Genomic DNA, 22779 nt, shown 5'->3' with positions numbered 1-22779 from the left:
AACCTCGCTTGCACCTCGTTTGATCCGACCTACACTCGGGTCATGAACGACGAAACGACAGAGCGGAAGGAAAAGCGCCGCAGCCTCAGCATGCACGATGGCATCGCGCCCTGGTGCGACTGCTGCAGCTGCGAGGCCGAGCCCTACTGGCAGGCGGTGGCCGAGGAACTGGGCATCGACCTGGGCAGTGACTACGCGGATACGGACAATCACGACACGTAGGTCGGGTAAGCGCAGCGTAACCCGACGGGGGCGCGGCCCGAGTCGGATTACGCCCTGCGGGCTAATCCGACCTACTACGCTGCGAAGATGCGGTAGACACCCACACGTAGGCCGGGATAAGCACAGCGTTCCCGGCGATGCCGCCGGTGACCGTGTCCATCGCCGGAAACGGGGCACACGGCCCTTATTCCGGCCTACGCACCACCAGCGCGGCCTTGCCCAGCAGCAGCGCCGGAAAGGCGCCGTGCATCACCAGATCGAAGATATCGATCGGCCGGCTCAACTGCCCCTGAAACAGCATTCGCAGTTTCTCGACCAGGTGCGGCTCGGGCACGAAGGGCGCCAGACCGAGGGTGAGAGTGCCGATGATCAGGACAGCCCAGGGCAGGCGCTGCAGCCACTGCATCATGTTCACATCCCGTTCTTGAATTTGTCCGTGTCGGTTGCGCCGCTGGCGCGCACCTGACGCAGCGCCAGCGCGTATTCGCGCAGGATGCCCAGGCTCCACTCGAAGCGTTCGCGGAAGTATTGATCGGCATCCGGGTTGTTGTCGTCCGGGTTGTCGTTGAGCACGCTCTCCACATTGCGCACGATCACCTGCTCAGGAATGTAGCAGATGCGGTTGTTCTTGTAGCTGCTCATGCGCAGTTCGGCCACCGGATAGGCGCCGCCGTCGGCACTGGACACGGTGACGATCAGCGCCGGCTTGTGCCCGACCTCGAAGCGGCTGCACATGAGAAAGAAATTCTTCAGCCCGGCCGGGACCTGGCCATGCCACTCGGGCGAGACCACCACGAAACCATCGCTCGCGGACAGTTCGGCGCGGATGGGATTGAGGTGCGCCTCCCAGGCCGGATCCTTGTCCCAGATGCCCTGGTCCCACAGGGGCAGCGGATTGCCCGAGAGGCTGATCAAGGCGGTCTCCTCGCACAGCTGTTTTTCCTGAAGTGTGCGTTCAACATATCCGGCCACCTTCAGGCTCTGGGCCTCTTCCCGGTGGCTGCCACTGATGATGGTGAGCTTCATGTCTTCCCCTGTCCTCTGTTGTCCGCGCCAGTGTATCAAGGCTGGATACCATTCTGTAAATCCCTGAATGGAAATGGGTATTTGTCCGCGCCCGTGATCCGGCTCAAGGCCCCGGCCACAGCGGACGACACAGTTTCACGGGCCGGTTCGTGTCCGACCACCAGACAGAGAAGGATACACAGATGCAGTTTACCGAGGTGAACGCGGAGGATTTCACCCGCATCACCCTGGAGCGCCTGCCGCACCAGGAGATCGAGACCGCGCTGATTGCCATCGGCGGCAACGGGGTCGAGGGTACGCAGTTCAAGACCCGGGTGCTGAAGGCGGCCGGCTGGAAATACGAACGCCTGACCACCTATGCCGCCCATCCCGAGACCGCGGCCGAGGCCTTCAACCGGGTGCGCGGCATCCTGCAGCAGACCCAGGAGCCGGAGCAGATTCTGCAACAGCTGGCCTAGTCCATGGAACGGGATGAGGGACGCTGAGCCTCTCTATATTGCTGATACTTTCGTCATTGCGAGGCGCGTAGCGCCGTGGCAATCTCCAACCCAAAAATACTGCCTTACGAGATTGCCACGCTGCGCTCGCAATGACGTAATCGTCCTCACCCCTGCAGCACCCGCTGCGCCAGCGGCCGGTACTGCAGGGCGTAGAACATCTCCAGATAGCGGCGGGTCTCGTCACGCTCCAGATTGGTGACGAACTTCCAGAAGCCGTAGATGCGCGACAGGGTCATCATGCGCTCGGCATACAACCGCCAGGTGTAGCAGGCCTCCACCCGGTTGATTCCGCCCTCGGAGATGCCCTCCCAGTAACCGGCATCCTTCCCGCAACGGCGGAAGAACTGCAGCAACCGCTCGGCGGCGGCGTCGCCGTGGTTGGGATCGATATGAAAGCCGGACTCGCCGTCGATGATGATCTCCAGCGGACCACCGTAGCGGGTGGCGAAGGTGGGCAGGCCCGAGCTCATGGCCTCGATCACAGTCAGACCGAAGGCCTCGAACAGCGCCGGCTGCACGAATACGCCACGCCGGTCGGCGATCACCCGGTACAACTCGCCGGCCATGGGCTTGTTCAGGTGTGACCCGAGCCAGCGCACCTGGCCGTCCAGCCCGTATTCGTCCATCAGCTGGTGCATACGCGCGATCTGGGCCTGCTCCTCGCGGTCATTGGATCTGGCCGCATCGACGTGACCGGCCACCACCAGCAGGTTGGCGGTCTCGCGCAGCGGCGCGCATTCGGCGTACCACTGCACCAGGCCGGTAATGTTCTTGATGTGATCCAGCCGCGCCATGCTGAAGATCAGAGGCTTGTCGGGATCGCTGAACTCGCCGCGGGCGTTTTCTCCAGGCCCGCCGCAGATCAACTCTTCCAACGACGCCTGCAGATCATGCTTTCGCCGCTCACTTTTGTGATAGGGAAAGTAGGTGTCGACATCGGCCCCGGGCGACACGATATTGAACTTGGGATCGAACACGTTGATGCCGTTCACCACCCGGTACAGATCGGGCATGGTGAAGTTGCCGTAGCTCTCGTATTGGCCCACGCTCTTGCCGTCGCCGGCGATCTCCTGGTAGGTGGAGGTGATGATGAAGTCGGCCGAGTTCATGGCGATCAGATCGGCGGTGAACTGAGCGGCGAAGTGATATTCGGATTCGTTGTCATGCCAGTACAGATCGGAGTACAGGTACTTGGCCTTCTCCAGCGCGTGGGCGATGTTGCACTGAGTCACGTGCAGGCGTTGGGAGAGCAGGGTGGCGACCAGGTTGCCGTCGGAGTAGTTGCCGATGATCAGATCGGGACGCGAACCCAGTTCGGCCAGCAGTTCGCGTTCGGCGTCCTGGGCGAAGGTCTCCAGATAGGGCCAGACCTCGAAGCGCGAGATCCAGTGGGCAATGACCTCGCCCTGGGGATTGCGGAAGGGCACACGCAGGATATAGGCGTTCTGAGTGCCGACAATATGTTCCTTGCGTTCGTCGCAGGTCGTACCCTGGGCCTCGGGGATCAGCCGGCTGATGACCAGGATCTGCGGCTCGATGTCCAGACCCTGTTCCTGCAGGCGCTGGCGCATCTCGTGCTCCAGCGCCCGCACCTGATCCAGGATGTAGACCACCTGGCCGCCGGTATCCGGCTTGCCCAGCACGTTGGCCTGACCGAAGAAACCGTGCGGGGACAGGATCACCAGGCTGAAGATCATGGGGATCAGGCCCAGGAAACGCTCCAGGTTCTGCGGCTCCGGCGCCTCCAGGATGTCGGAAAGCAGGTGCAGGGTGTAGCGCATGCGGGTCACGGTGCGGCCCCAGCCGATCTCCAGGCCCAGCGCCTGCAGCTGATGGCCGACCTGGTCCCAGCCGGCTTCGGGCGGCTGCCCGGACAGGTACTCCTCGGCCCGGCGCAGGGCCTGCTGCAGTTCCTCCACATCGGTGATGCGTTCATTGACCATCAACTGAACGCCGTGGCACTGATGCATGCGCAGGAATTCCAGCAGCCGCTTGTCGCCGCGGCCCAGTTCCTGGAACAGCTGGCTGGACAGGCGCCGGTTGAGGAATTCCACCCCGCGACCGATGGAACGCGATTCCTTGAGCTTGGGAAATTCGCGGTTGAAGGGGCCGAGGTCGACCTCCAGCACGAAGTCCGACAGGGCTGCGCCGTCGCGCACCTGACGTTCCTTGAAGGCCAGAAACTCCTGGCCGCTGATCGTTTCGTAATCGCCGGCCTCAAGATGGAAGCGCAGATAGCTCCAGCGGGCAATGCTCGGGCGCACTGACAGATACACCCAGGGGTGCTCCACCACCGCTTCCTGCGCAACCCCGATCAGCTCGGCGATGGCGTTGTCGCAACTGGCGCTGTTCTCGGCCCGGTCACAGAAAACCTGATACTCGTCCCACAGGTCCGACTGCAGCAGGAAGGCGCGCTCCAGCGAGGCATAGTGACGCAGCAGCATGAACAGCTTGTCCCGGTGATGCCGCAGGTGCTCCTCGAGCGCTTGCATCAGGCCTCCTCGTATTCATCGTTGGGGATGTGGATCACGCCCAGAAAGTCGTAGTAGTTGATGCCTTCGAGGATACCCCAGGCGTGCTCTCCCTCGGCGAAGTAAACTCGCGGCCATCCGCGCAGCCGTTCGATCTCGTCACTGTGATTACCCACCACCACGCCCAGGGTGTTGCCGCTGAGCACATCGGCGTCGTTGCCACAGCTGCCGGCGATCAGGATCTTCTCCGGCGGGATGTTCCAGCGCACGCTGACATGGCGCAGGGCAGTGCCCTTGGAGGCACGTATGGGCAGCAGGTCGACGAACATGTTGCGCGAGAAGAGCACATTGGCGTGCAGATCCAGCTTGCGCAGATGGCGCACCACTTCGCGCCGGCTGGGGCCTTTCCTGCTGTCGATGAAATAGCTGATCTTGTAGGGGTGCTGTTCAGTCTTAGGCTGCAGTTTCATGCCCTTGAACTGCTTCATCGCATCCCTGAGCTTGTCCGGCTCCCAGCGGAAGTCGATGTGCCGTAGCCAGGCCTGATCGTGCACCATGCGGTGGCCGTAGTGGATCTCGGAGCCGACCGAGGTGATGAGCACATCCGGCATGGGCAGGGCCGAGGCCTTGATCAGCTTCATGGCGCTGTCCAGGGTACGGCCGGTGGCCACCCCGAAGCCGATGTGTTCGCCCGATTTCTCCAGGCGTGACACCAGTTCCTGCTGCGCCTCTTCGTCGCCCATCAGGACATTGTCCAGGGCGCAGACGATCAGCCGGTCGATGGTCGGCATGCGGCTGCTCGGCCCCCACGCATGCTGCGGCCGGTACTTGCCCTTCGAGGTGCGCCTGACGGCCTTGAGATACTTCTCCACATGGCTGTCCCAGGAGTAGTGCTTGTGCACGCCCTTGAGCCCGTTCTGCGACCACTGCCCCCACTGCTCGGGGTCGATCAGCATCTGCTCCAGCCGGCGCGCCATGCGCTTGGGTTTGAGCGGGTCGATCAGATAGCCGTTCCTGCAGTGGCGGATGATGTCGCGCGGTCCGCCGTCGTGGGTGGCCAGGATGGGCACACCGCTGGCGGCGGCCTCGATCAGGGTCAGGCCGAAGGGCTCGGTCAGCGCCGGGTTGACGAACACGCCCTTCAGCCGCGCGGCGAGGCGGTACAGGTCCGGCACGTCGGTATCATCGTGATGCTTGGGATAGGCGATGTGGCCGTACAGATCATGGCGATCGATGCACATGAGCAGGTTGGTCAGCACTGTCTTCGGGCCACGCTCCATGTGGCTGATGTCATCGCGGTTGCCGGCCACGATCACCAGATTGGCCAGGTCACGCAGGGTGGGGTGCATGGCGTAGGCCTCGACCAGGGTGAGGATGTTCTTGCGCTCGTCCGGGCGCGACAGCGCCAGGATCATGGGTTTTTTCGGATGGCGCAGGAAGCGCTGCAGTTCCTCCCAGATCGGCGGCCAGCGCTCGCGCTGCTTCGGCGGCCGGAATCGGGTCAGGTCGGTGCCCGGCGGGATCACCTCCATGCGCTTGGGCTGGTAGTTGTCGTAGCGCGCGTACTGCTGCTCGACCTCCTGGCGGGTGCTGGCCACCACCAGCTGGGCGTTCTCCAGCGCCATCTCCTCGGCCTCGATGCGCTGGGACAGGTTGTAGTGCTGTTCGATCTGCTCCTCGCGCACGCCCTGTTCCAGCAGCCGCTCGCGCTTGGGCCAGCCCAGCGAATGTCCGGTGTGCACCATGGGCACGCCGAGGAGCGCGGTCAGGCGCGAGGCGACGAAGCCGGCATCGGCGTAGTGACTGTGGACGAAATCCGGCAGCCGCCCGATCCTGCGCACATGCTGCAGCGCGGCGTCGGTGAAGCCGTCCAGATAGGGCCAGAGTACCTCCTTGCGCAGGTAGCGACGCGGGCCGCAAGGCAGGCGCACGATATAGGCCTTGTCGCCCAGCGGCTCCAGCGGCTGGGCATAGTCGTCGTCGACCTTGGGATCGATGACCTGGCGGGTGAGCAGATCCACGCGCCACACATCGGGGTGGCGGGCCAGGGCGCGGGCCAGTTCCACCACGTACAGGGTCTGGCCGCCGGTGTCGGAATCACGCCCCAGCTCCAGGTGCTCGCCCCGGATCAGGCCGTGGATGCTGATGAGGATGATGTAGCGACCCTTTTCGCTGCTGCTCCCTGTCGCCTTGCCCTGCATGCTCAGAGCCCCCATCGCTCGCGGTAATGTTGATACAGTGCCGGATCGGCCGCGGTCGCGCCACGCTGCTCAGTGACGCGCGCGGCGAAGGTCAGGGCCCGTTCCAGGATCTGCTCCAGCGTCCAGCCCCGCAACAGGCCGAGAATGGTCACCGCGCTGAAGGCATCACCCGCCCCGACCGTGTCGACCAGCCGCTCCAATTCCGGTGGCCGCCCCTCGAACTGCGCATCGCGGCTGAGCAGCAGCGCGCCGGCCGCTCCGCGGGTGAGAATCAGCAGTTCCAGGCCGTTCTGTTCCAGCAGGGCGCGTGCGGCCCCGGTCTCGTTGGTCGTGGCGGCGGGCGGCTCCAGCAGCCGGAGCTCTTCGTCATTGAGTTTGAACCAGCGCGCCTGCCGCAGCAGCGCCCGCACGCCGGCCTCGTCCCACCAGGGCGCGCGCAGATTGATGTCGACGAAGGCGGGATGACCCTGTGCCTGCAGCGACTCCATCGCCCGGCACGAGACCGGGTGGCGGCGCGCCAGGCTGCCGATGTAGAGCAGTGCGACATTGATCTCCAGCAGCAGTTCGCAGGCGGTGTCGGCGTCGATGTGGTCGTAGGCCTGGTCGGGAAGGATATCGAAACTGTGGCGGCTGCCGTCCTGGACGATCTCGACCCGGCCGGTGGGATGATCGGGATCGCGCTGCACGCCGCGGGTATCCATGCCCCAGGACTGCATCTGCGCCAGCAGCGCGTCGCCGTGCGCATCCTCGCCGACACGGCTGATCAGCAGCGGCTGCTGACCGAAGCCCTGCAGGTGCCAGGCGACATTGAAGGGCGCGCCGCCGAGCACCTCCGGACCACCGGCGAAGCAGTCGTAGAGCACTTCGCCGAAGATCACCGGGCGGTCGGGGGCGGTTCCGGACTGGGCATCAGGTGTCGTGGCCATGGTGGACGGCGGTCAATGAACACTCAAATCAGCCGTCATTGCGAGGCACGACGTGCCGCGGCAATCTCCGACCGGCTTCTGCCGCATTATGAGATTGTCACGCCCTGCCCGCAATGACAGGCACCAGGTAACAGGATGCCGTCAAAACCGCTCCGCGGCAACGCCGGGCGTCAGGCGATCCGACGCACCGTCACCGGCTTGTCCTGCATGGCGTTGAACTCGTCCTCGAAGAAGAACTTGTTCTCGCCGAAGGCGGGCTCGAGCTGATCCAGCCAGGTGGCCTCGGGATCGTATTTCGCGAAGAAGGGCTGCTGCACCCAGTCGGGGTTGCGGCCCTGGATGAACCGCAGCACGAACACCTTCTCGCCCTGGATCTCGGCAACGCCCTGGATCTCCACCTTGCCGGGGGCCGCGCTCATGCTCGGACCGCGCGCGGTGCGCCCCAGGCCGGAGACCCGCTGCATCGCCTCGCGGTAGACCTCCCAGGCACGCACCAGCGGCACCTCGAAATACTGCCGGGCACCGGTGTCGCGCTCGACGAACATATAGTACGGGATCAGACCAAGGTGCACCTGGGTGCGCCACATCCGGGCCCAGACTCCGGCGTCATCGTTGATGTGACGCAGCAATGGCGCCTGGGTGCGGATCTGGGCGCCGGTGGCACGGATGCGGCGGATGGCCTCGCGCACGACCGGTGTGTCCATTTCGCGCCAGTGATTGAAGTGCGCCATCAGGGCCACATGCTTGCCCCCGGCGACCAGCTTCTCCAGCAGGCGCAGCAGATCATCCGCATCCTCGTCGGTGACAAAGCGCTGCGGCCAGAAGGTCAGCGACTTGGTGCCGATGCGCACCGTCTGCACATGTTCCAGCTCCGGACGCAGCAACGGTTCCAGGTAGGCCTTGAGATGCGCGGTCTTCATCACCATCGGGTCGCCGCCGGTCACCAGCAGATCACTGATTGCCGGATGCTGCGCCAGGTACTGATGCAGGTTGGAGGCCTCGTTGGCCGCGAAGCGCAATGACTTGTCGCCCACGAACTGCGCCCAGCGGAAACAGAAGGTGCAGTAACTGTGGCAGACCTGACCCTGGCTGGGGAAGAACAGCACCGTCTCGCGGTACTTGTGCTGTACGCCGGGCAGGGGTTCGCCATTGAGCTGCGGCACGTTCATTTCCTGCTGCCCGGCCGGGTGCGGGTTCAGTCCGGCCTGGATCTCGCGCGCCACTGCCCTGACCTCGGCGCGCTCGCCTCCCTTGCGCAGGACGGCGGCCATGCGGTTGAAATCGGCCTCATCCAGCATGCCCGGCTGCGGGAAGGTGAGCTGGAACACCGGATCCTCCGGTACCCGCTCCCAGTCGATCAGTTCGTCGATGACGTACCGGTTGACCCGGAAGGGCAGCACATTGGCAACCACGCGCATGGCGAAACGCTGCTCCTCGGGCAGGCGCTGCAGTGGACTGATGCGATCGAACTGGCGCTCGGTATAGACCTCGAAACGCGTGTTCCGGGTCAGCGTCGCGCTCGGCGCGGTTTTGCGATTCAGGTTCATGACTTGGGACATAGGAGTCTCTCCTCATATCTCAAGGCCGTTACCCCATCCGTTGCCTGATGGATGATTGAATGATGAGGCGCTGTCCGGCAGCGGATTGTGCCGGCCGACCCTGGTTGTCTTGGCTGGGCCGCCTGGCGGCGGACCCGGGGGATTTCGTTGCAGATGTGCCGAAAAGCGGCTAGCCGGCCTCTTTCAGGTGGGCCTGGATCAGCTTCTTGTTGGTCGCCGAGTGCAGATTCGCGATCTCCGGTTTCTGGCCGCCGAGATATTCGGTCAGGGTGACGGTCGGTACCTTGTCCTTGTCCACCAGCGGATACATGGTGCAGCCCTCGCAGGCACGCAGCTTGGGCTGGGCGCCGGCGGGCACCTTGCCGGTCGGCCGCTTGCGCAGCTTCTGGCAGTTGTCCGTACGCATGTAGGCCTGCTGCGGGAGGCAATAAAACATCCGGTCCTTATTCAAAACGTTTCTCCTGTCTGTCATCGGTGTCAGACATGTGCCTGAGCGCCGCCTCACTGTCCTTGATTACCATTGCCGCGACCATGGCCTGCAGGCCCTGGTCGAGTTGTGCCAGTCGCTGTTCCGGCAGACGCAGCAGGGCGTCGCTGATGGTGCCCTGGGCCGGCTGCGGCGCCTGCTTGACGATGGCGGCGCCGGCAGCGGTCAGGTAGACCTTGACCACACGCTGGTCGGGGCCGCCGCGGCGGCGCTCGATCAGGCCTTTTTTCTCCAGCTTATCCAGCATGTTGCTGGTCGTGGACTGATGCAGCGACAGGCTCCTCGAGAGCTCCGAGACCCGCATGCCGGGCCGCTTGTGCATCTCCCACAGCGCCCAGAGTTGGGCCGCGGAGACCCCGCACTGACGCTCCACCCAGCGCGAATGCTCCTGCATGGCGCGATAGACAATGCGCAGCTGCTGGATGATGCTGCGGATTTCTCTGTCTTGGCCCGCCTCCGGCGTAGAGCCGGGGGCAGCGTTGGGATCAGCCGTCATTGCACCAGAAAATATTTGCGCGAAAAACTTTTGCACAATATCATTTTTTTTCGCATCTGTCCATTCAGAATAAAATTCAATAGGTTATACTTACCCATGCCAAGGCTGAACGGACGCCCTCCCGGCGGCCGGCACTCACGGACACTGGCAATGTCCAACGGGACAGGAAACCTGGCTGACCACCCATGCGACGCGCCACCTCACAGACACGCCCCACCTCCGAGCGCATCCGGCTGCTGCAGTCCATGGCCGCCTTCGGCGGGCTCAACGACGCCACGCTGGAATACCTGCTTGGCCTCACCCATGTGGTACAGCGGCAGAAGGGGGAGTATTTCTATCATGAGGGCGAGCCGGCGCAGTCCATGTTCGTGCTGGAGTCCGGCAAGGTCGCCATGTACAAGCGCTGGGAGGGGCGCGATTACCGCATCCACAGCCTGGAGCGGGGCGAGAGCTTCGGTCAGGTGGCGCTGATCGACCTGGGGCCGCGCAACACCTCGACCCTGGCCCTGACCGGCAGTTCGGCCATCGAACTGACCAGCCGACACCTGCATGATCTGTATAGAAAATTTCCTGATCAGTACCTGGTACTGTACATAAACATGGCCCGCGACGTCTGCCGCCGGCTGCGGGCCGCCGATCAGCGCGCCTTCGAGATGCGTGTGAAGGACAGCGATGATTCCTGATCCCGGTCGGGCCTGGGTGCAAACCCGGGCTGAATCAGGGCTCAACTCCGAATGGTACTCAGTTAAGCCGAATAACACCTGTCATTGCGCGGAACCGAAGTGACATGGCAATCTCCAACCGACTGATTCTGCAGTATGAGATTGCCACGCTGGACTCGCCATGACGTAAAATAACTGCCATTCGGCTCAACACCGTTTCCGCCAGCCCAGCGTTCAGACGATATCGCCCGGGTTACACCGCCGGCGTCGGCAGCATGCTCTCCACCTCGAACAGCGCCTGCGGAAATCGGCAGGCCGCCCCGTATTCCCTGCTGTAGAAGGCGACGCCCTCCGCGCGGGTATCGCACAGCCAGGCCTGCTGCCATACCGGACCCGACCCTGCCAGCGCCCCGGGATGGAACAGGGCAAGGTTGATACCGCGCTGCGGGTCCCGGGCCGAGACGTCTTCGAAGCCGTCTATTCCCGCGGCGCAGACTGGTCCGGTCGCGGCGGCATCGGGCTGTCGGGCTGTATTGAGAGAGCTCATTGCGGATCACCCATAATAATGTAAATACATCTTAATAGTGCTGCCTTGATGTAAACCCAACAAAATATGGGCAATTACAAGAGGTCACCAAGGCTTGCTTTTAGTATGAAATAATACTAAATATAATATTAAGTATTAAATAATACCCGCCGAACCATTGATCAGAGCGGACAGGCAACAGGAGGCAACCATGCCCACCGCCGCTGAACAGCAACTCGCCCGCGACCCCGCCCGGACCGCAGGTGCCGCGCTGCGGACCTATTTCAATATTGTCCGGGACTGGAACCTGAACACCGAACAGGCCATGACGCTGCTCGGCTTCGATGAGCGCACCCGCAGCACCTTCTTCAAATGGAAACGCGAGCCGGAAAGCGCCCGGTTGAGCCGGGAAAAGCTGGAACGGCTGTCATACATCTTCGGGATCTACAAGGACCTGCAGATCCTGCTACCGAAGGCGGAATCCGCCGATCAGTGGATTCACCGACCGAACGACGCCACCCTGTTCGGCGACCGCTCCGCACTGGATCGCATGCTCTCCGGCAACGTCGCCGACCTGTATGTGGTCCGCCAGTACCTGGATGCTCAGCGCGGCTGGTCATGACCCCGGAACTGCGCCGGGTGTGCTGGTGCCCGTCCTGGCGCCTGGTCTCCAGCCGCTTTCCTCCCGTTGACCTGTTCGACCGGGTGACGCGTGACGAGGACCTGGAGATTATCCTGGAGATCGAGGGCCTGACCAACGACCGCCTGCGCGACGAGATCGGCGACATCCACCTGGTACCGGAAGCCGACCGCATCCACGGCCCCGGCACCACCCCCATCATGGCCGCCTTCACCCATATCAACCCGACAGGCAGCCGCTTCAGCGACGGCACCTATGGCGTGTACTACGCCGCCGACAGCCTTGAGACCGCGGTCGCGGAGACCGCCTTCCACCGCGCCCGCTTCCTCGCCGCCACTCGGGAGCCCCCGCTCGAGATCGACATGCGCAGTTATGCCTCAGACATCGATGCCGAACTGCACGATATCGCCGACTGCCAGGACAGGCTACCGGAACTGTACGATCCCGACCCGACCCGGTACGCCGCCGCCCAGCGCTTCGCCCGCAGCCTGCGTGACGCCGGCTCGAACGGCATCGTCTACAGCAGCGTGCGTGGCCCGGGCGGTGAGTGTGTCGCCGTGTTCAGGCCGAAGGTCCTGCAGCCGGCAGTGCAGGGGCCGCATCTGTGTTATGTCTGGGATGGGGAGCGCATCAGCAATGTCTACAGGAAAAGCGACTTCCCCTGAGGCTGAATATGACTTCACAATATGTGGCCGACGATTCGGATTGCGATGTACGGCGCAGCATACACACACATCATAACTATATAACCCAGACATATCTCAGGGCCGCCCATGAACGGTAATAAAGGATGGACACGTTGGCAATTACTGGTTGCATTCGGTCTTTATTGTCAAATGCCTTTTGGCAAGCTCCACTCGAGAAATCCTGAGATCATCAAATTCGCTGAAAGTATCGGAAGAACGCCTTCGGCATTGGCAATGAAATTGACGAACATTGCAAGCCTCGATCCTGCAATAACTTCCACAGGGCGCAAGGGACTCTCCGGCGCATCCGCTTCCGACAAGAGAATGTGGGATGAAATGCAAAGTGACTGGGAAAGCTTTGCAATAGAATCAGAATCGGCGCTGATTGTCGCCATGAATAATGATCAGCCTATCGCGAGGGAAAACGATTTAACAGGAATGGAAGACTATTCCGGGACCGAAAAGGAAATAAAATCAAAGGCAAGGATTAAGCAGAATTTCTTCAGGCGCGCTGTATTAAGTGCATATAATTACAGATGCTGTATTACAGGACTCGCCATTCCTGAACTTTTAGTTGCCAGCCACATAATCCCATGGCGAACAGATGAGAGAAACAGATTAAACCCCAGTAACGGATTAGCATTATCGATGCTGCATGACAAAGCATTCGACATTGGATTAATCACGATAAATGACGATATGACCCTGCGGGTATCGGATGTGGAACATTCTGGAGAGGACTCGTTTTACAAAATCGCGATCAAATACTATGAAAACAAGCCTATAGACTTGCCAGAAAAGTTTCCTCCTCTAAAGGAATTTCTTTATCACCACAGACAGCATGTCTTTAGAGGCTGAAGCGCATAATTCACTCGACCGTAACCGACTTCGCCAGATTCCTCGGCTGATCCACATCCGTCACCTTCAGCACCGCCACGTGATACGACAGCAGCTGCAGCGGGATGGTGAAGATGCTGGGCGCGATGCAATCGTCGGTGGGCGCGACGGGGAGCACGGCCATGTTCTCGCTCTCGACCACGCCGGCATGTTCATCGGCAAAGACGATCAGCTTGCCGCCGCGGACGCTGGCAGGTTTGGTTCGAGTTCTCCAGCGGCTGTTGGAGCGTGGAGGCGGGAAACCTGCTGGATCAGTTGCAATTCAAATAAAATTCTCTAAACTTCCTAAATATGGAAGTTTGTAGAATTTTTATGTGCAGACACTGACTGAACAACTCATTGATTCAGAACTGAAAAATCGTATTCTTAACGAGAAGCAGCTGGATCGGATTATTACGGGCAGCAGGCAAAGGCGCTATCACCTGGTCAATCGCGCCATGAAGGCCGGGGAGTTGTTGCGTCTGCGGCGGGGCAGCTATGTCCTCGATAGCCGCTTCCGCGATTATCCTGTCCACCCATTTGCGCTGGCCCAGGCCTATGTGCCGGGCAGCTATGTCTCGTTCGAGACCGCCCTGGCGCATCACGGATGGATTCCCGAGGCGGTCCGGGTCACGGCCAGCGTGACACCGGGGCGGAAATCGCTTTCCTACTCTCACTCCGAATTCGGCGAATTCACCTTCCATCCGCTGGCGATCCAGACCGGCCGGTTTCTTGAGTTGGTCGACCGGGAACAGCGGCTGCACCAGACCATGCTGGTCGCGCGCCCCATGCGCGCGATGATGGACCTGGTGTGTCTGCGCAAGGTGGAGTGGCAGGGTCTGGACTGGCTGACCCGGGGCCTGCGCATCGAGTATGAGCTTCTGCGCGGGATCACCAGCGCTGAAATCCGTACGCTGGAGGCGGTCTATAAGCAGAAACGGGTCAGGGCATTCCTCAAATCACTGGCCAGGGAATTAGGCAATGATTGATCTTATCCAGCAACGGCTCGACAGCTACCAGATCTCTAATCCGATTGAGGAGGAACAGGCGCTCAAGGAGATTCTCCAGGAAGTCGCACTGTACTCGCTATGGCGTGCCGATTTCTTTGAAGTTGCCGCCTTTCAGGGTGGCACCAGTCTGCGCATCCTGCATAAGCTGCCCAGATTCTCAGAAGACCTCGATTTCATTCTCAAGCAACCCGATGCCGATTTTGCATGGGAACCTTTTCTGGGGAAGCTCCTGAAAGGTTTGGAGGAGTTTGGACTCAGATCCGAAGTGCTGGATAAACAGCAGATGGAGAGGCCCGTCAGAACAGCACTGCTGAAGGATGATTCAGTTGCCCAACAGCTGAACCTGTCCTTCTATCAAGGTCAGCGCGATCAGAAGTTGAAAATCAAGCTGGAGATTGATGCTCATCCCCCGGCCGGATCAGAGTTTGATTATAGTTATCTGGATTTTCCGCTCGATTTCGAGGTCTGCCATCAGGATTTGAGCAGTAATTTTTCGCTTAAACTTCATGCCTTGTTATGTCGTCCTTACATTAAAGGCCGGGACTGGTACGATTTTAACTGGTATGTGAAACAGGGCATTACCCCAAACCTGCCGCATCTTGAAGCTGCTCTTGATCAGTTCGGCCCCTGGAAAGGCGAACACATTACTGTGGATATGGATTGGCTCGCCGGCACGTTATCCGACAGGATTGCCCGGATCGACTGGAATGAGGCACGCCGGGATGTCGAGCGCTTCCTCGGCCCTGCAGAGAAGGAAAGCCTGAAGCTCTGGACTGAGCGATTCTTTGCCGGAAAGGTCGTGTCCTTGGCAAAAAAAGTTCTTACTTAGAACGGACGTAACCTCTTGATTCTGTGTGGTGCCACTACCCATCTCAAAAATAAAAGTTCTTACCTGGAAGAGCGCTATGCTCGTCCAGTTCCAGATCCTATCCGAATAAAGTTCTTACCTGATTGAATTATCTTTTCAATACAATGAATTATAGCATCCGACTGGGGTTTGTGTAGGGTTACATTTGCCTTCGCGAACAGTTTGCCGAATGCCCAAAAACGGCTTGATAATTGGACTGAGGAGACCTTTCCGGCACCAACAGACTCATTTCCGGGGGAGGGCGGCATGGAGAGTCCGAGACCTCAAAAGACAGTGTTGTCTCGTAAAGAGTTGTACGAACTCGTCTGGTCTACGCCGATGACGAAGCTCGCCGGGCAGTTTGGGATCTCCGATCAGGGTCTCGTCAAAAAATGCAAACGCCACAAAGTACCAAAGCCTCCACAGGGACATTGGCAGCGCCTTGCCGCCGGGCACAAGATCAAACGCACTCCGCTGCCGCCAGTCGATGACGCCTCTCTGGAGACTATCGAGATTCAGCCATCATCTTATTCTGGGCGATCAAGCGCAGCCTCCGAAACTATTGACGCAGCTGATCCACGACTAGTAGCAGCCAGAGAATTTAAATGGCCTGAGAGAATCAGCCGATATCACCCACTCGTCCGTGATTCTCGCGCTTACCTTAAAAACCAGTTTACAGACCGATATGGGTTTCTTCACCAACGATACGGTGATCCTCCGGTTCTTGATCTCAAGATAACAGCTGGGTCTACAACAAGAGCTCATCGCTTTATGCACGGATTTCTAACCCTGGCTGAGCAAGTCGGCTGGAGATGTGGGATCGATGAGCGAAAGGAAACAATCTACATGGAGATCGATGGTGAGCGCTTATTTTTCCAGCTGAAGGAGATAGTGAAGCAGGTCGATCATGAGCCATCAAAAGAAGAGGAACTTCAGGATCGGCAGATTGGGTGGCGCGTGTCTCAGCGCTTCGACTATATACCGACTGGTAAATTGTCTTTGCGCATTGAATCCTACCTTCACGGCATGGTCAGCCGTACACGATGGTCTGATTCGAATAAGGCTCTGATCGAAGATCAACTTGAAGCCATCTTGACGGGATTCATTCATGCAGCCGACGCCGCTCGACAGTTGCGTGAAAAACGTGAGGCAGATAAACAGCGCTGGGAGGCCGCTTACCGCGAACAGTTGCGCCGTGAACGTAACGCAAAGATCGAGAAAGAGAAGCGCCAGCAGTTATTTGATAAGGCTCGTGATTGGCGTAAAGCAGAGGAGGTTACATCATTCATTGAAGCCGTCAAACATGGAATGGAAGTCGGCATGATTCCCACCAGTCCGGACCTAGAAGAGTGGCTTACGTGGGCCGATAGTGTGAAAATATCACTGAATCCTCTGAACAATTTCGAGTCTTTGCTCCATGAGTACTCAAAACTTTTGCAGGATCAATCTGACACCTGACCTCCAAAACAAGTCCGTGGGATTACAACATGCGTATATACCTGAATCTCGACGACGAACTCCTGGAGCAAGCCAAATGGCTTACAGGCATATCGGACAACGTCAGTCTGGTGCAAAAAGGACTTCAGGCACTAATTGAGCGCGAAAGCGCACGTCAGCTGTCACGTCTAGGCGGTAGCGAACCACAATAGCGAATGCTACACGGCGGGATTCGGACACCGAATGGTACTGAGATGCGTTACGCGTACCTAAACGACAATGTGCTAAACAGTTACGGATACAAAAAGCTGATCCGAGGTGACGAATTACGCTTAACTCAACCTTCCATGGATTAGGCGCAAACTCCGCAAATATGGTAGTTCATGAGGTTACTCTATGTTCCATCAGCTATGGTGATTCCATTTAGCTTATGGATATATCATTACTGCATAACACGAACGCATATGCCAAAACTCGACTCAAGACGGCGCATTACTCTACCTGAGAATCTGTGCAAACAGGCTGGTCTGGGACCAGGCGATGAACTAGCCTGCTTCCTGATAAATGACAGGATCACAGTTACAAAGGCTGCCCCACATGATTCCAGGGGACACAACCTGTCAAGTCAGGTGTTGGCTGTGTATGAACATGCCGATAGAGTATTTCATTCCCATGAGGCTGCGGCCGAATGGATGACCTCACCTCAGCGCGGTCTTGGTATGCATACCCCGTCAGATCTACTCACCAGCGATGAGGGTATACAACAGGTCGATGATTTATTAGGAAGAATTGAGCACGGAGATTACTCGTAGCAATGCCTATACCCAAACCCACAATGATGCGGTAAAAAGCTTGGAATAGCCCAAGTTTTATACAGCAATCCTCCGAAAGAGGTACGGAATCAGGCAATACCTTTCTTCTGCATCAATACACAGGCAATCGCATGGCTGACGATGATTCTAAAAATGATGTTGGAACGGGTAGCAGCATTGATACTGGTCATGCATATATGATCATAACGTATATCCTAAAAAGAAAGATTAATCGTATCGAAGAAGATATCCAGTGGCTTTCTGAAATTGGCTCTGACACAGAGACTGCTGGAAGATTGGAGTATTTACTCGATCACGCAATGTCGTATTTCAATGATATTGACAAATCGGTATCGTGGATATTCAAGCCGAATCGCGCACTCGGCGGGGAGCGCCAAATTGATCTCATTGAATCGGACGAGCAAGCAGAGAGGGCTCACAAAATAATTTCAAATCTGCAACATAGCTTAATCTGAAATGGTTTAGACTTGATCTGACAGTTGCGGATATTGCCTCATCTCATCCGACACCCTTCGGATCGGTCACCACATCAAGCCGAAACCACCTCAGTTTTCGGCTATTACACACCACCATCTTCCTCCGATGGATCCTCTCCAAAAAATGTAACTGTACGGAAATCTATCTCTTCTTGTGGCATATCTTCTTCATAAAGATATGTGACTCGCTCACCCCTGTGGATATTTTGGATTATGTGAGAGTGCCTTTCGGAATGATGCTGTTCACACAACGTCACAAGATTGCCAATCTCGTCCGCCTCAATGTTGATGTATCTGTCACGACCGATGAAATATGATTCAGGATAGCGAACATGATGTACCTGTAGGTTTATCGAGGTGCCGCACTCAGCGCAAACACCGTTGTCCCTTTTTAATGCAGCAGTTCGCAGACCCTCCCACGTCGTTGTGTCGTAATAATCTACCAGGGGCATAAAATGGTACCCATGCCCATACTTAGGGAGCAACCCTTTCTTAATGTCTCGGATGGTCTTTCGACTCAGCCCCATAAAAATTCTTCTCAATCTACAAATTTGTAGAGCTGTGTTTTTGTCGTCTATTTCAAATACTAAGTTTAATCGTCGCACTTTCTTGTGTATCGACGCCAACTTCGTACTCCGCCTCCCCATCTACTACCCAGCGATTGTTCTCAGTACTATACCTACAGATTCTCATTTGAGGTGATGTAAGCGCATCTGTAACAATCGCTAGGCGGTAACGTGTGGATCTTCTAGCAAATGCTTTGTATTCATTTGGAGTAAGTTGGGCAACTGCGGACGACCCCGACAGTCCTTTTACCTCGATTCGTAATATCAAATTGCCAAGTACCGCTTCTAGGTCCCAGCCGCGATTGTCTGTTTCGACACTTTCTACAGTATAATCGTATTCCTCGTAGTAATCGCGAACGATGTCGATCGCGGCTTTTTCGACCTTTGCATTGTGATCAGGATCGGTAATTCGAGAACGCTTCTTGCTTGGCGTTTTTGCCCCCCCATCAATTAGCTTCATAACCTTTCTAACGGTATCTCGGCTTTCCGGTGCAGAGGCGAACCACACATTTGATTGCCCCATACCGCCTTTAATCCGCCTCGGGATCGCACATGTGCGTTGATCCAAAGGGAGGAGCGTGGCGTCGGCTGCATTTGCCTTGATTCGGTAACCGCGCAAGCCGTTATCTTGATGGAGCATTGGCAATCGGTCAAAGGTCTGAAAATATCGATACACTGTTGCATTCTTATACCAGCCAATTACGACGGTCCCACCATCTCGTCGGGAGGCTGTCCACACAACCAATACGCCCTCTACAACATCTAACCCCTTCCCATCTAAGCGGTCGATATTGATTTGTCCTTGTCCTGGCTGTCCTTCTGCCCGAGGGGGCTGAACGTACCCATATACTTTTCCACCGTCTTCGGCAAAGTTACAGACCTCATGCCCCATCCCTTCTTGTTTGACGTAAGCACCTCCGCCAATGATTCTATCCGCCTCCGTGAGGCCACGGTAGAATTCCATCCAACCTATATTGCAGAACAGAACCTTCATATGAAAACGATCCACCTAAGCTGCTTTATTTGACTTTTGATTCAGGCCTGCCCGCGTTTAGTTGACCGATCTCCCCTCCCCGCGAGTCAACGATTGACCTTATCTTATGAGTCCATCACGCTCATATATTCTTCAAAGCTTTCAAAGTACGACCAACGCGCCCCCGGGTTGACATTTTTTCTTCTCATTAGATCGCGCCATTTCTTCATTATCCCGGGATTCGGATCAACTATTGTAATATTCTTAAGCTTTCGATTAGTAAAGTTCGAAAACAAGGATTGCGCTAGATTGTCTGTATCAGGCAACGAATACCCGCAGATTATGAGTTCTTCTGCTTCATGAAGATATTCGTAGGCTTTTGTCCATAGAAAGCAAAACAACTCGATTCTTGTGATCGGTTTCTGTGGAAGCGGTGGTATTATTAATGGCGAGGAATCGTCGTGTGGTGCCGGTGTACCACGTTTTGACATCCAGATTGATTCTATTCTGTATGCTTTCTCTTCGTTGGATTTGCCGGCCACTATTTGCTCAAATTCGGTAGTGGTGCACCTCCAGTTTACCGAACCATGCAGTTTGATCATTAAAGGATGGTCACATTTAATCGTCCTTCTATTTGCGGCCTCTTTTGATCGTTTAATTCGGTCGAAATACAGACTCTGCGGAGTGTGCATATGGAGCAACCAGTTATCGAGAAGCTCATCATAATTAAATGTGATAATCCTGTCGTCGATGTCATCAATATCGTTAGAAAAATATTTGTCTGCCAATGCCTTGTACAGGGAATTCTTCGGCTCCTTCGCTCTTCTCAATACATAACAGATTAGATGTGACAACGAATTCAGATAATTTGCTTTAGAGACGTTATTCTTCTTTCGGCGCGGATGGATTCCATCAATGAAGTCCATATGGCCCATTTGACGAATGATCGCTCGCTCAAGACCTAATGTCGAAAATTGAACATGATCTTTCCACTCTTTGAGAATGAAATCTCTTGAATTACTCACCCAGGTCGGCTTCTGAGTGTCCAGTTGTTCGATTCGTTGACAGAACTGAATATCGAGTGGTGTCTGCCGCTCTGGCTTCCCTCCCCGAGCTGCCGACGCGCCATATGACGCTCCGGCCCCGAAGATGAACAACCGCTTCACACGCTTTCTGTTTTCCTTGCGCTTCATTCTACTTGTTAATGCAATCGAGCAGCATGCGGTGTGTTGGCTTTATCAGAGCACCAACCATAATATCAACTAACGGTCTCATAGCTAATATTGTGTCCTGGGAACTCTTTCAACAATAAGTTAATCGCTTCTGTCGTACGCTTCCCCCACATCTTGGTTACGGCGTACGTACTTTCATTCGCTATTATAAGATCCTCATCATTGATGAAATAGCGGCTTGCATACGGTTTCTTTCCCTCAGAAAGGAGTTGTTCGGCAAGTTTCTTTTCAAATTCCTGGGCGTCAAGGACGCCTTCAATTTTTCGTAGGGCATCGCGGCGCCATGAGATGGTTTCGCGGACTGCTTCCGGATCGACACCATTTTGACAAAGAGCTTTAATGATGTGGAATATTGCCTGCCGCTTGGGAAGACGCTCCATCAACTCTCCGTTGATTTTCAGGTCAAACTTTGTGAAATCACGTGATTGCGTGCGTGACACCCGCTCCATTCGGGTTTTGTCACGGATCTTGATTTGATATTCCTCAGCCTCCGGTAACGGGATAACCTGCTGTACATCCAGTAGCAATTTGTCATTGTCTTTGTAAGGTCGCAGTCGGATACACTTGATATCCAAGCCATGGTCAATCAGCCACAGCACTGAGGTCGTAATTTCTTTGGAGAACTCGGCCGCTGCCAGGATGATGCGGACATCTTGCGCGAACTGATCATCGTCAGGCTCTTCCCATTCCAGAAATTCAAGTAGTTTCTCTCTTGCATCACCCGATTTGTCGCCAGTTGCATCGAGATGCCGCTCGTATATATCAACTGTCCCTCTGAACGTTAATGCCGAGACCATTGCAGCATACCGGACTGCCTGGAGCTCCATGTGCCCTCCGGTGTCAGTCCGCTTCAACTCGATTACAACTAAATTGGCACTCTTGTCGATTGCAAGAAGATCGATGCGGCGCCGGCTGTCTTCCCAACTGCCAAATTCTTCACTGATCACAAGAATATCGGGCTCGATAACCTCGATCTGGTCTCTCAACAGTTGCTGGAGGTGGTCGCGTTCACGCAGCCCCTCGTCAGCGAATCTCGTTACATGGATAGGTATGAGACCCTGATCTGTGATGGTATATATCGGCATTTTTAGGCTTATGTCTTATATGCTTGATTTCTTATCTTTGTATACAGTTTCAGCGGATTACATAAGGTCTTTGCCTTCCCCTGAGTTGAGTCCTTACGTCTTGCTATGTGGACATTCTGTAACAATTCGTCACTGACCTGCAAACTTGCAAATTTAGATATTCCGAATACTCAGAATTATTACCTTTTCAGAACCTACTTCACGTATATCCCGATTATTTCCAACTGTAATCAATAAGATACGTTATTATTACAAAATCATACAGCTTTCTAATTGCTACTAACTGAACAGGAAGGTAGCAGGAGTAGGGTCTACGGCCGTATAGCTGCTTAACTTCTTCTAGGGCGTAGAAATTCATGTAGGAGGGAGCATGTGCAGCCATAAGCCAAGCGACCGCGCAAATTTATATGAACACGTCTGTGCATGTGGCTTAGAGCAGAAGCTGATACGCCTGGCAGTTGCCAAAGCTGGACTCAGTCATTCGTTATGGGATGATGCAGCCCAAGAAATCCGAATCGCCTGGCTCGGTGCTGAAGCCAGCGCGGATTACAGCATGGGCGAAACAGCCTCTTATGCCCACAGGATTGCTTTCACCACGGCCCTCAAGCTACGTCGAGATCTTGGCGGCGCTGTGCGTCTACCGGGTTCAGCTTTCCGATTCAGGAGCGACGGCACTCAATATGCCAAGCCAGGTCATCTCGCTGCGCCCATAGTCTGGGACGCCCTACCTGAAGAACTCCAGATAGACGAATCCATTCTATCGAATGACGATGACGGCATGCCTTGGTATGGTGTACGTGAGGCCATTTGCTCTGAACACCTCGGCCCTATTGACCACAATGAGGCTGTCGTTGCAATCCGCACTGCACTCACCAGGCGTCAACGACGTTTGATAGAACTACTTTCGGAGGGCAGGACGTTCACTCAGATCGAGTATACCCTAGGTATCGCACACAATTCGCTTATGCGTAACTTCCGAATTATCCGCGAGAAGTTAAAATCACATCATCGTAAGGACAAAAACTGATTCTTATTATTAACC

The 22779-nt window shown here is 56.6% G+C and carries 25 protein-coding genes and 1 pseudogene; 13 read left to right on the top strand and 13 right to left on the bottom strand.

Going from position 1 to position 22779, the window contains the following annotated elements; genetic code table 11:
* The first annotated feature begins 42 nt into the window (after positions 1-42).
* Entirely contained in the window at positions 43-222 is a 180-nt protein-coding gene (locus tag CFK21_RS15445) for a hypothetical protein (protein WP_096363961.1), read from the top strand.
* A 184-nt stretch (positions 223-406) separates the two neighbouring features.
* Here CFK21_RS15445 and CFK21_RS01260 read toward each other — a convergent pair whose 3' ends face one another.
* Together CFK21_RS01260 and CFK21_RS01255 are read right to left on the bottom strand one after the other, a co-directional pair.
* The gene (locus tag CFK21_RS01260; RefSeq protein WP_096363959.1) at positions 407-631 is read right to left on the bottom strand and encodes an RND transporter; all 225 of its coding nucleotides are present in this window, start codon (positions 629-631) and stop codon (positions 407-409) included.
* Between the two features lie 2 nt (positions 632-633).
* A complete protein-coding gene (locus CFK21_RS01255) occupies positions 634-1248 on the bottom strand; it encodes an NADPH-dependent FMN reductase (protein WP_096363957.1) in 615 nt (204 codons plus the stop codon).
* Positions 1249-1430: 182 nt separating this feature from the next.
* Between CFK21_RS01255 and CFK21_RS01250 the strand changes: the two genes are divergently transcribed.
* The gene (locus CFK21_RS01250; protein WP_096363955.1) at positions 1431-1706 is read left to right on the top strand and encodes a hypothetical protein; all 276 of its coding nucleotides are present in this window, start codon (positions 1431-1433) and stop codon (positions 1704-1706) included.
* Between the two features lie 146 nt (positions 1707-1852).
* On the opposite strand, the gene CFK21_RS01245 is transcribed toward CFK21_RS01250, so the two are convergent.
* From CFK21_RS01245 to CFK21_RS01220, 6 genes are all read right to left on the bottom strand, one after another.
* Positions 1853-4240 (bottom strand): sucrose synthase, encoded by a 2388-nt coding sequence (locus CFK21_RS01245; protein ID WP_096363953.1) that lies wholly within the window; start codon positions 4238-4240, stop codon positions 1853-1855.
* Positions 4240-6420: an HAD-IIB family hydrolase gene (locus CFK21_RS01240; RefSeq protein WP_096363951.1), complete on the bottom strand. Its 2181-nt coding sequence runs from the start codon at positions 6418-6420 to the stop codon at positions 4240-4242. Before CFK21_RS01240 ends, CFK21_RS01245 begins: the two co-directional genes overlap by 1 nt.
* A gap of 2 nt (positions 6421-6422) precedes the next feature.
* On the bottom strand, positions 6423-7346 hold the full coding sequence (locus CFK21_RS01235) for a carbohydrate kinase family protein (protein ID WP_096363949.1): 924 nt from the start codon (positions 7344-7346) through the stop codon (positions 6423-6425).
* 170 nt (positions 7347-7516) lie between these two features.
* Complete coding sequence (locus tag CFK21_RS01230) at positions 7517-8893, bottom strand: KamA family radical SAM protein (protein ID WP_096363947.1); 1377 nt, start codon at positions 8891-8893, stop codon at positions 7517-7519.
* A 181-nt stretch (positions 8894-9074) separates the two neighbouring features.
* The gene (locus tag CFK21_RS01225) at positions 9075-9311 is read right to left on the bottom strand and encodes a hypothetical protein (RefSeq protein WP_157745226.1); all 237 of its coding nucleotides are present in this window, start codon (positions 9309-9311) and stop codon (positions 9075-9077) included.
* A 37-nt stretch (positions 9312-9348) separates the two neighbouring features.
* On the bottom strand, positions 9349-9888 hold the full coding sequence (locus tag CFK21_RS01220) for a MarR family winged helix-turn-helix transcriptional regulator (protein WP_096363943.1): 540 nt from the start codon (positions 9886-9888) through the stop codon (positions 9349-9351).
* 185 nt (positions 9889-10073) lie between these two features.
* Here CFK21_RS01220 and CFK21_RS01215 point away from each other — a divergent pair, with 185 nt between their 5' ends.
* On the top strand, positions 10074-10571 hold the full coding sequence (locus tag CFK21_RS01215) for a Crp/Fnr family transcriptional regulator (RefSeq protein WP_096363941.1): 498 nt from the start codon (positions 10074-10076) through the stop codon (positions 10569-10571).
* Positions 10572-10803: 232 nt separating this feature from the next.
* On the opposite strand, the gene CFK21_RS01210 is transcribed toward CFK21_RS01215, so the two are convergent.
* Entirely contained in the window at positions 10804-11097 is a 294-nt protein-coding gene (locus CFK21_RS01210) for a hypothetical protein (RefSeq protein WP_096363939.1), read from the bottom strand.
* A gap of 190 nt (positions 11098-11287) precedes the next feature.
* Between CFK21_RS01210 and CFK21_RS01205 the strand changes: the two genes are divergently transcribed.
* The 3 genes from CFK21_RS01205 to CFK21_RS01195 all read left to right on the top strand — a co-directional run bounded on the left by CFK21_RS01205 (position 11288) and on the right by CFK21_RS01195 (position 13260).
* Entirely contained in the window at positions 11288-11698 is a 411-nt protein-coding gene (locus CFK21_RS01205; protein WP_096363937.1) for an MbcA/ParS/Xre antitoxin family protein, read from the top strand.
* Positions 11695-12381, top strand: coding sequence for an RES family NAD+ phosphorylase (locus tag CFK21_RS01200; RefSeq protein ID WP_096363935.1), 687 nt, complete (start codon positions 11695-11697; stop codon positions 12379-12381). The genes CFK21_RS01205 and CFK21_RS01200 overlap by 4 nt, the downstream gene beginning before the upstream one ends.
* Positions 12382-12489: 108 nt before the next feature.
* Positions 12490-13260, top strand: coding sequence for an HNH endonuclease (locus CFK21_RS01195; protein WP_096363933.1), 771 nt, complete (start codon positions 12490-12492; stop codon positions 13258-13260).
* Between the two features lie 10 nt (positions 13261-13270).
* Here CFK21_RS01195 and CFK21_RS15055 read toward each other — a convergent pair.
* Positions 13271-13510: pseudogene (locus tag CFK21_RS15055) on the bottom strand (glutamine--fructose-6-phosphate transaminase (isomerizing)); the annotation flags it as partial.
* A 103-nt stretch (positions 13511-13613) separates the two neighbouring features.
* Here CFK21_RS15055 and CFK21_RS01190 point away from each other — a divergent pair.
* From CFK21_RS01190 to CFK21_RS01165, 6 genes are all read left to right on the top strand, one after another.
* The gene (locus CFK21_RS01190) at positions 13614-14267 is read left to right on the top strand and encodes a type IV toxin-antitoxin system AbiEi family antitoxin domain-containing protein (protein ID WP_096363931.1); all 654 of its coding nucleotides are present in this window, start codon (positions 13614-13616) and stop codon (positions 14265-14267) included.
* A complete protein-coding gene (locus CFK21_RS01185; RefSeq protein ID WP_096363929.1) occupies positions 14260-15117 on the top strand; it encodes a nucleotidyl transferase AbiEii/AbiGii toxin family protein in 858 nt (285 codons plus the stop codon). Before CFK21_RS01190 ends, CFK21_RS01185 begins: the two co-directional genes overlap by 8 nt.
* A 285-nt stretch (positions 15118-15402) precedes the next feature.
* Positions 15403-16593 carry a hypothetical protein gene (locus CFK21_RS15050; protein ID WP_157745224.1) on the top strand — a complete coding sequence of 397 codons (1191 nt, stop codon included), beginning with the start codon at positions 15403-15405 and terminating at the stop codon, positions 16591-16593.
* A gap of 29 nt (positions 16594-16622) precedes the next feature.
* A complete protein-coding gene (locus tag CFK21_RS01175; protein WP_096363925.1) occupies positions 16623-16784 on the top strand; it encodes a type II toxin-antitoxin system VapB family antitoxin in 162 nt (53 codons plus the stop codon).
* 171 nt (positions 16785-16955) lie between these two features.
* Positions 16956-17384 carry an antitoxin Xre/MbcA/ParS toxin-binding domain-containing protein gene (locus CFK21_RS15620; RefSeq protein WP_096363923.1) on the top strand — a complete coding sequence of 143 codons (429 nt, stop codon included), beginning with the start codon at positions 16956-16958 and terminating at the stop codon, positions 17382-17384.
* Positions 17385-17515: 131 nt separating this feature from the next.
* Entirely contained in the window at positions 17516-17860 is a 345-nt protein-coding gene (locus tag CFK21_RS01165) for an MbcA/ParS/Xre antitoxin family protein (protein ID WP_096363921.1), read from the top strand.
* Between the two features lie 600 nt (positions 17861-18460).
* Here CFK21_RS01165 and CFK21_RS01160 read toward each other — a convergent pair.
* The 3 genes from CFK21_RS01160 to CFK21_RS01155 all read right to left on the bottom strand — a co-directional run bounded on the left by CFK21_RS01160 (position 18461) and on the right by CFK21_RS01155 (position 21737).
* On the bottom strand, positions 18461-19441 hold the full coding sequence (locus tag CFK21_RS01160; protein WP_096363919.1) for a DUF3883 domain-containing protein: 981 nt from the start codon (positions 19439-19441) through the stop codon (positions 18461-18463).
* 104 nt (positions 19442-19545) lie between these two features.
* Positions 19546-20613 (bottom strand): SIR2 family protein, encoded by a 1068-nt coding sequence (locus tag CFK21_RS15045; protein WP_157745220.1) that lies wholly within the window; start codon positions 20611-20613, stop codon positions 19546-19548.
* A gap of 65 nt (positions 20614-20678) precedes the next feature.
* Positions 20679-21737, bottom strand: a complete 1059-nt coding sequence (locus tag CFK21_RS01155; protein WP_096363917.1) for a hypothetical protein — start codon at positions 21735-21737, stop codon at positions 20679-20681.
* Positions 21738-22107: 370 nt separating this feature from the next.
* On the opposite strand from CFK21_RS01155, the gene CFK21_RS15040 reads away from it, so the two are divergent.
* Positions 22108-22764 (top strand): hypothetical protein, encoded by a 657-nt coding sequence (locus tag CFK21_RS15040; protein ID WP_157745218.1) that lies wholly within the window; start codon positions 22108-22110, stop codon positions 22762-22764.
* Positions 22765-22779: the final 15 nt, after the last annotated feature.

Source organism: Thiohalobacter thiocyanaticus (assembly GCF_002356355.1).
GTDB lineage: Bacteria > Pseudomonadota > Gammaproteobacteria > Thiohalobacterales > Thiohalobacteraceae > Thiohalobacter > Thiohalobacter thiocyanaticus_A.
Note: the sequence above shows the minus strand (reverse complement) of the source record. Positions and strands in the feature narration are given on the sequence as shown.

What these genes read in the sequence shown, in the direction of transcription:
- CFK21_RS15445 (WP_096363961.1), top strand. Translation starts at nt 43, where the DNA reads ATGAACGACGAAACGACAGAGCGGAAGGAAAAGCGCCGCAGCCTCAGC.
- CFK21_RS01260 (WP_096363959.1), bottom strand. Translation starts at nt 631, where the DNA reads ATGATGCAGTGGCTGCAGCGCCTGCCCTGGGCTGTCCTGATCATCGGC.
- CFK21_RS01255 (WP_096363957.1), bottom strand. Translation starts at nt 1,248, where the DNA reads ATGAAGCTCACCATCATCAGTGGCAGCCACCGGGAAGAGGCCCAGAGC.
- CFK21_RS01250 (WP_096363955.1), top strand. Translation starts at nt 1,431, where the DNA reads ATGCAGTTTACCGAGGTGAACGCGGAGGATTTCACCCGCATCACCCTG.
- CFK21_RS01245 (WP_096363953.1), bottom strand. Translation starts at nt 4,240, where the DNA reads ATGCAAGCGCTCGAGGAGCACCTGCGGCATCACCGGGACAAGCTGTTC.
- CFK21_RS01240 (WP_096363951.1), bottom strand. Translation starts at nt 6,420, where the DNA reads ATGCAGGGCAAGGCGACAGGGAGCAGCAGCGAAAAGGGTCGCTACATC.
- CFK21_RS01235 (WP_096363949.1), bottom strand. Translation starts at nt 7,346, where the DNA reads ATGGCCACGACACCTGATGCCCAGTCCGGAACCGCCCCCGACCGCCCG.
- CFK21_RS01230 (WP_096363947.1), bottom strand. Translation starts at nt 8,893, where the DNA reads ATGAACCTGAATCGCAAAACCGCGCCGAGCGCGACGCTGACCCGGAAC.
- CFK21_RS01225 (WP_157745226.1), bottom strand. Translation starts at nt 9,311, where the DNA reads ATGCGTACGGACAACTGCCAGAAGCTGCGCAAGCGGCCGACCGGCAAG.
- CFK21_RS01220 (WP_096363943.1), bottom strand. Translation starts at nt 9,888, where the DNA reads ATGACGGCTGATCCCAACGCTGCCCCCGGCTCTACGCCGGAGGCGGGC.
- CFK21_RS01215 (WP_096363941.1), top strand. Translation starts at nt 10,074, where the DNA reads ATGCGACGCGCCACCTCACAGACACGCCCCACCTCCGAGCGCATCCGG.
- CFK21_RS01210 (WP_096363939.1), bottom strand. Translation starts at nt 11,097, where the DNA reads ATGAGCTCTCTCAATACAGCCCGACAGCCCGATGCCGCCGCGACCGGA.
- CFK21_RS01205 (WP_096363937.1), top strand. Translation starts at nt 11,288, where the DNA reads ATGCCCACCGCCGCTGAACAGCAACTCGCCCGCGACCCCGCCCGGACC.
- CFK21_RS01200 (WP_096363935.1), top strand. Translation starts at nt 11,695, where the DNA reads ATGACCCCGGAACTGCGCCGGGTGTGCTGGTGCCCGTCCTGGCGCCTG.
- CFK21_RS01195 (WP_096363933.1), top strand. Translation starts at nt 12,490, where the DNA reads ATGAACGGTAATAAAGGATGGACACGTTGGCAATTACTGGTTGCATTC.
- CFK21_RS01185 (WP_096363929.1), top strand. Translation starts at nt 14,260, where the DNA reads ATGATTGATCTTATCCAGCAACGGCTCGACAGCTACCAGATCTCTAAT.
- CFK21_RS15050 (WP_157745224.1), top strand. Translation starts at nt 15,403, where the DNA reads ATGGAGAGTCCGAGACCTCAAAAGACAGTGTTGTCTCGTAAAGAGTTG.
- CFK21_RS01175 (WP_096363925.1), top strand. Translation starts at nt 16,623, where the DNA reads ATGCGTATATACCTGAATCTCGACGACGAACTCCTGGAGCAAGCCAAA.
- CFK21_RS15620 (WP_096363923.1), top strand. Translation starts at nt 16,956, where the DNA reads ATGAGGTTACTCTATGTTCCATCAGCTATGGTGATTCCATTTAGCTTA.
- CFK21_RS01165 (WP_096363921.1), top strand. Translation starts at nt 17,516, where the DNA reads ATGGCTGACGATGATTCTAAAAATGATGTTGGAACGGGTAGCAGCATT.
- CFK21_RS01160 (WP_096363919.1), bottom strand. Translation starts at nt 19,441, where the DNA reads ATGAAGGTTCTGTTCTGCAATATAGGTTGGATGGAATTCTACCGTGGC.
- CFK21_RS15045 (WP_157745220.1), bottom strand. Translation starts at nt 20,613, where the DNA reads ATGAAGCGCAAGGAAAACAGAAAGCGTGTGAAGCGGTTGTTCATCTTC.
- CFK21_RS01155 (WP_096363917.1), bottom strand. Translation starts at nt 21,737, where the DNA reads ATGCCGATATATACCATCACAGATCAGGGTCTCATACCTATCCATGTA.
- CFK21_RS15040 (WP_157745218.1), top strand. Translation starts at nt 22,108, where the DNA reads ATGTGCAGCCATAAGCCAAGCGACCGCGCAAATTTATATGAACACGTC.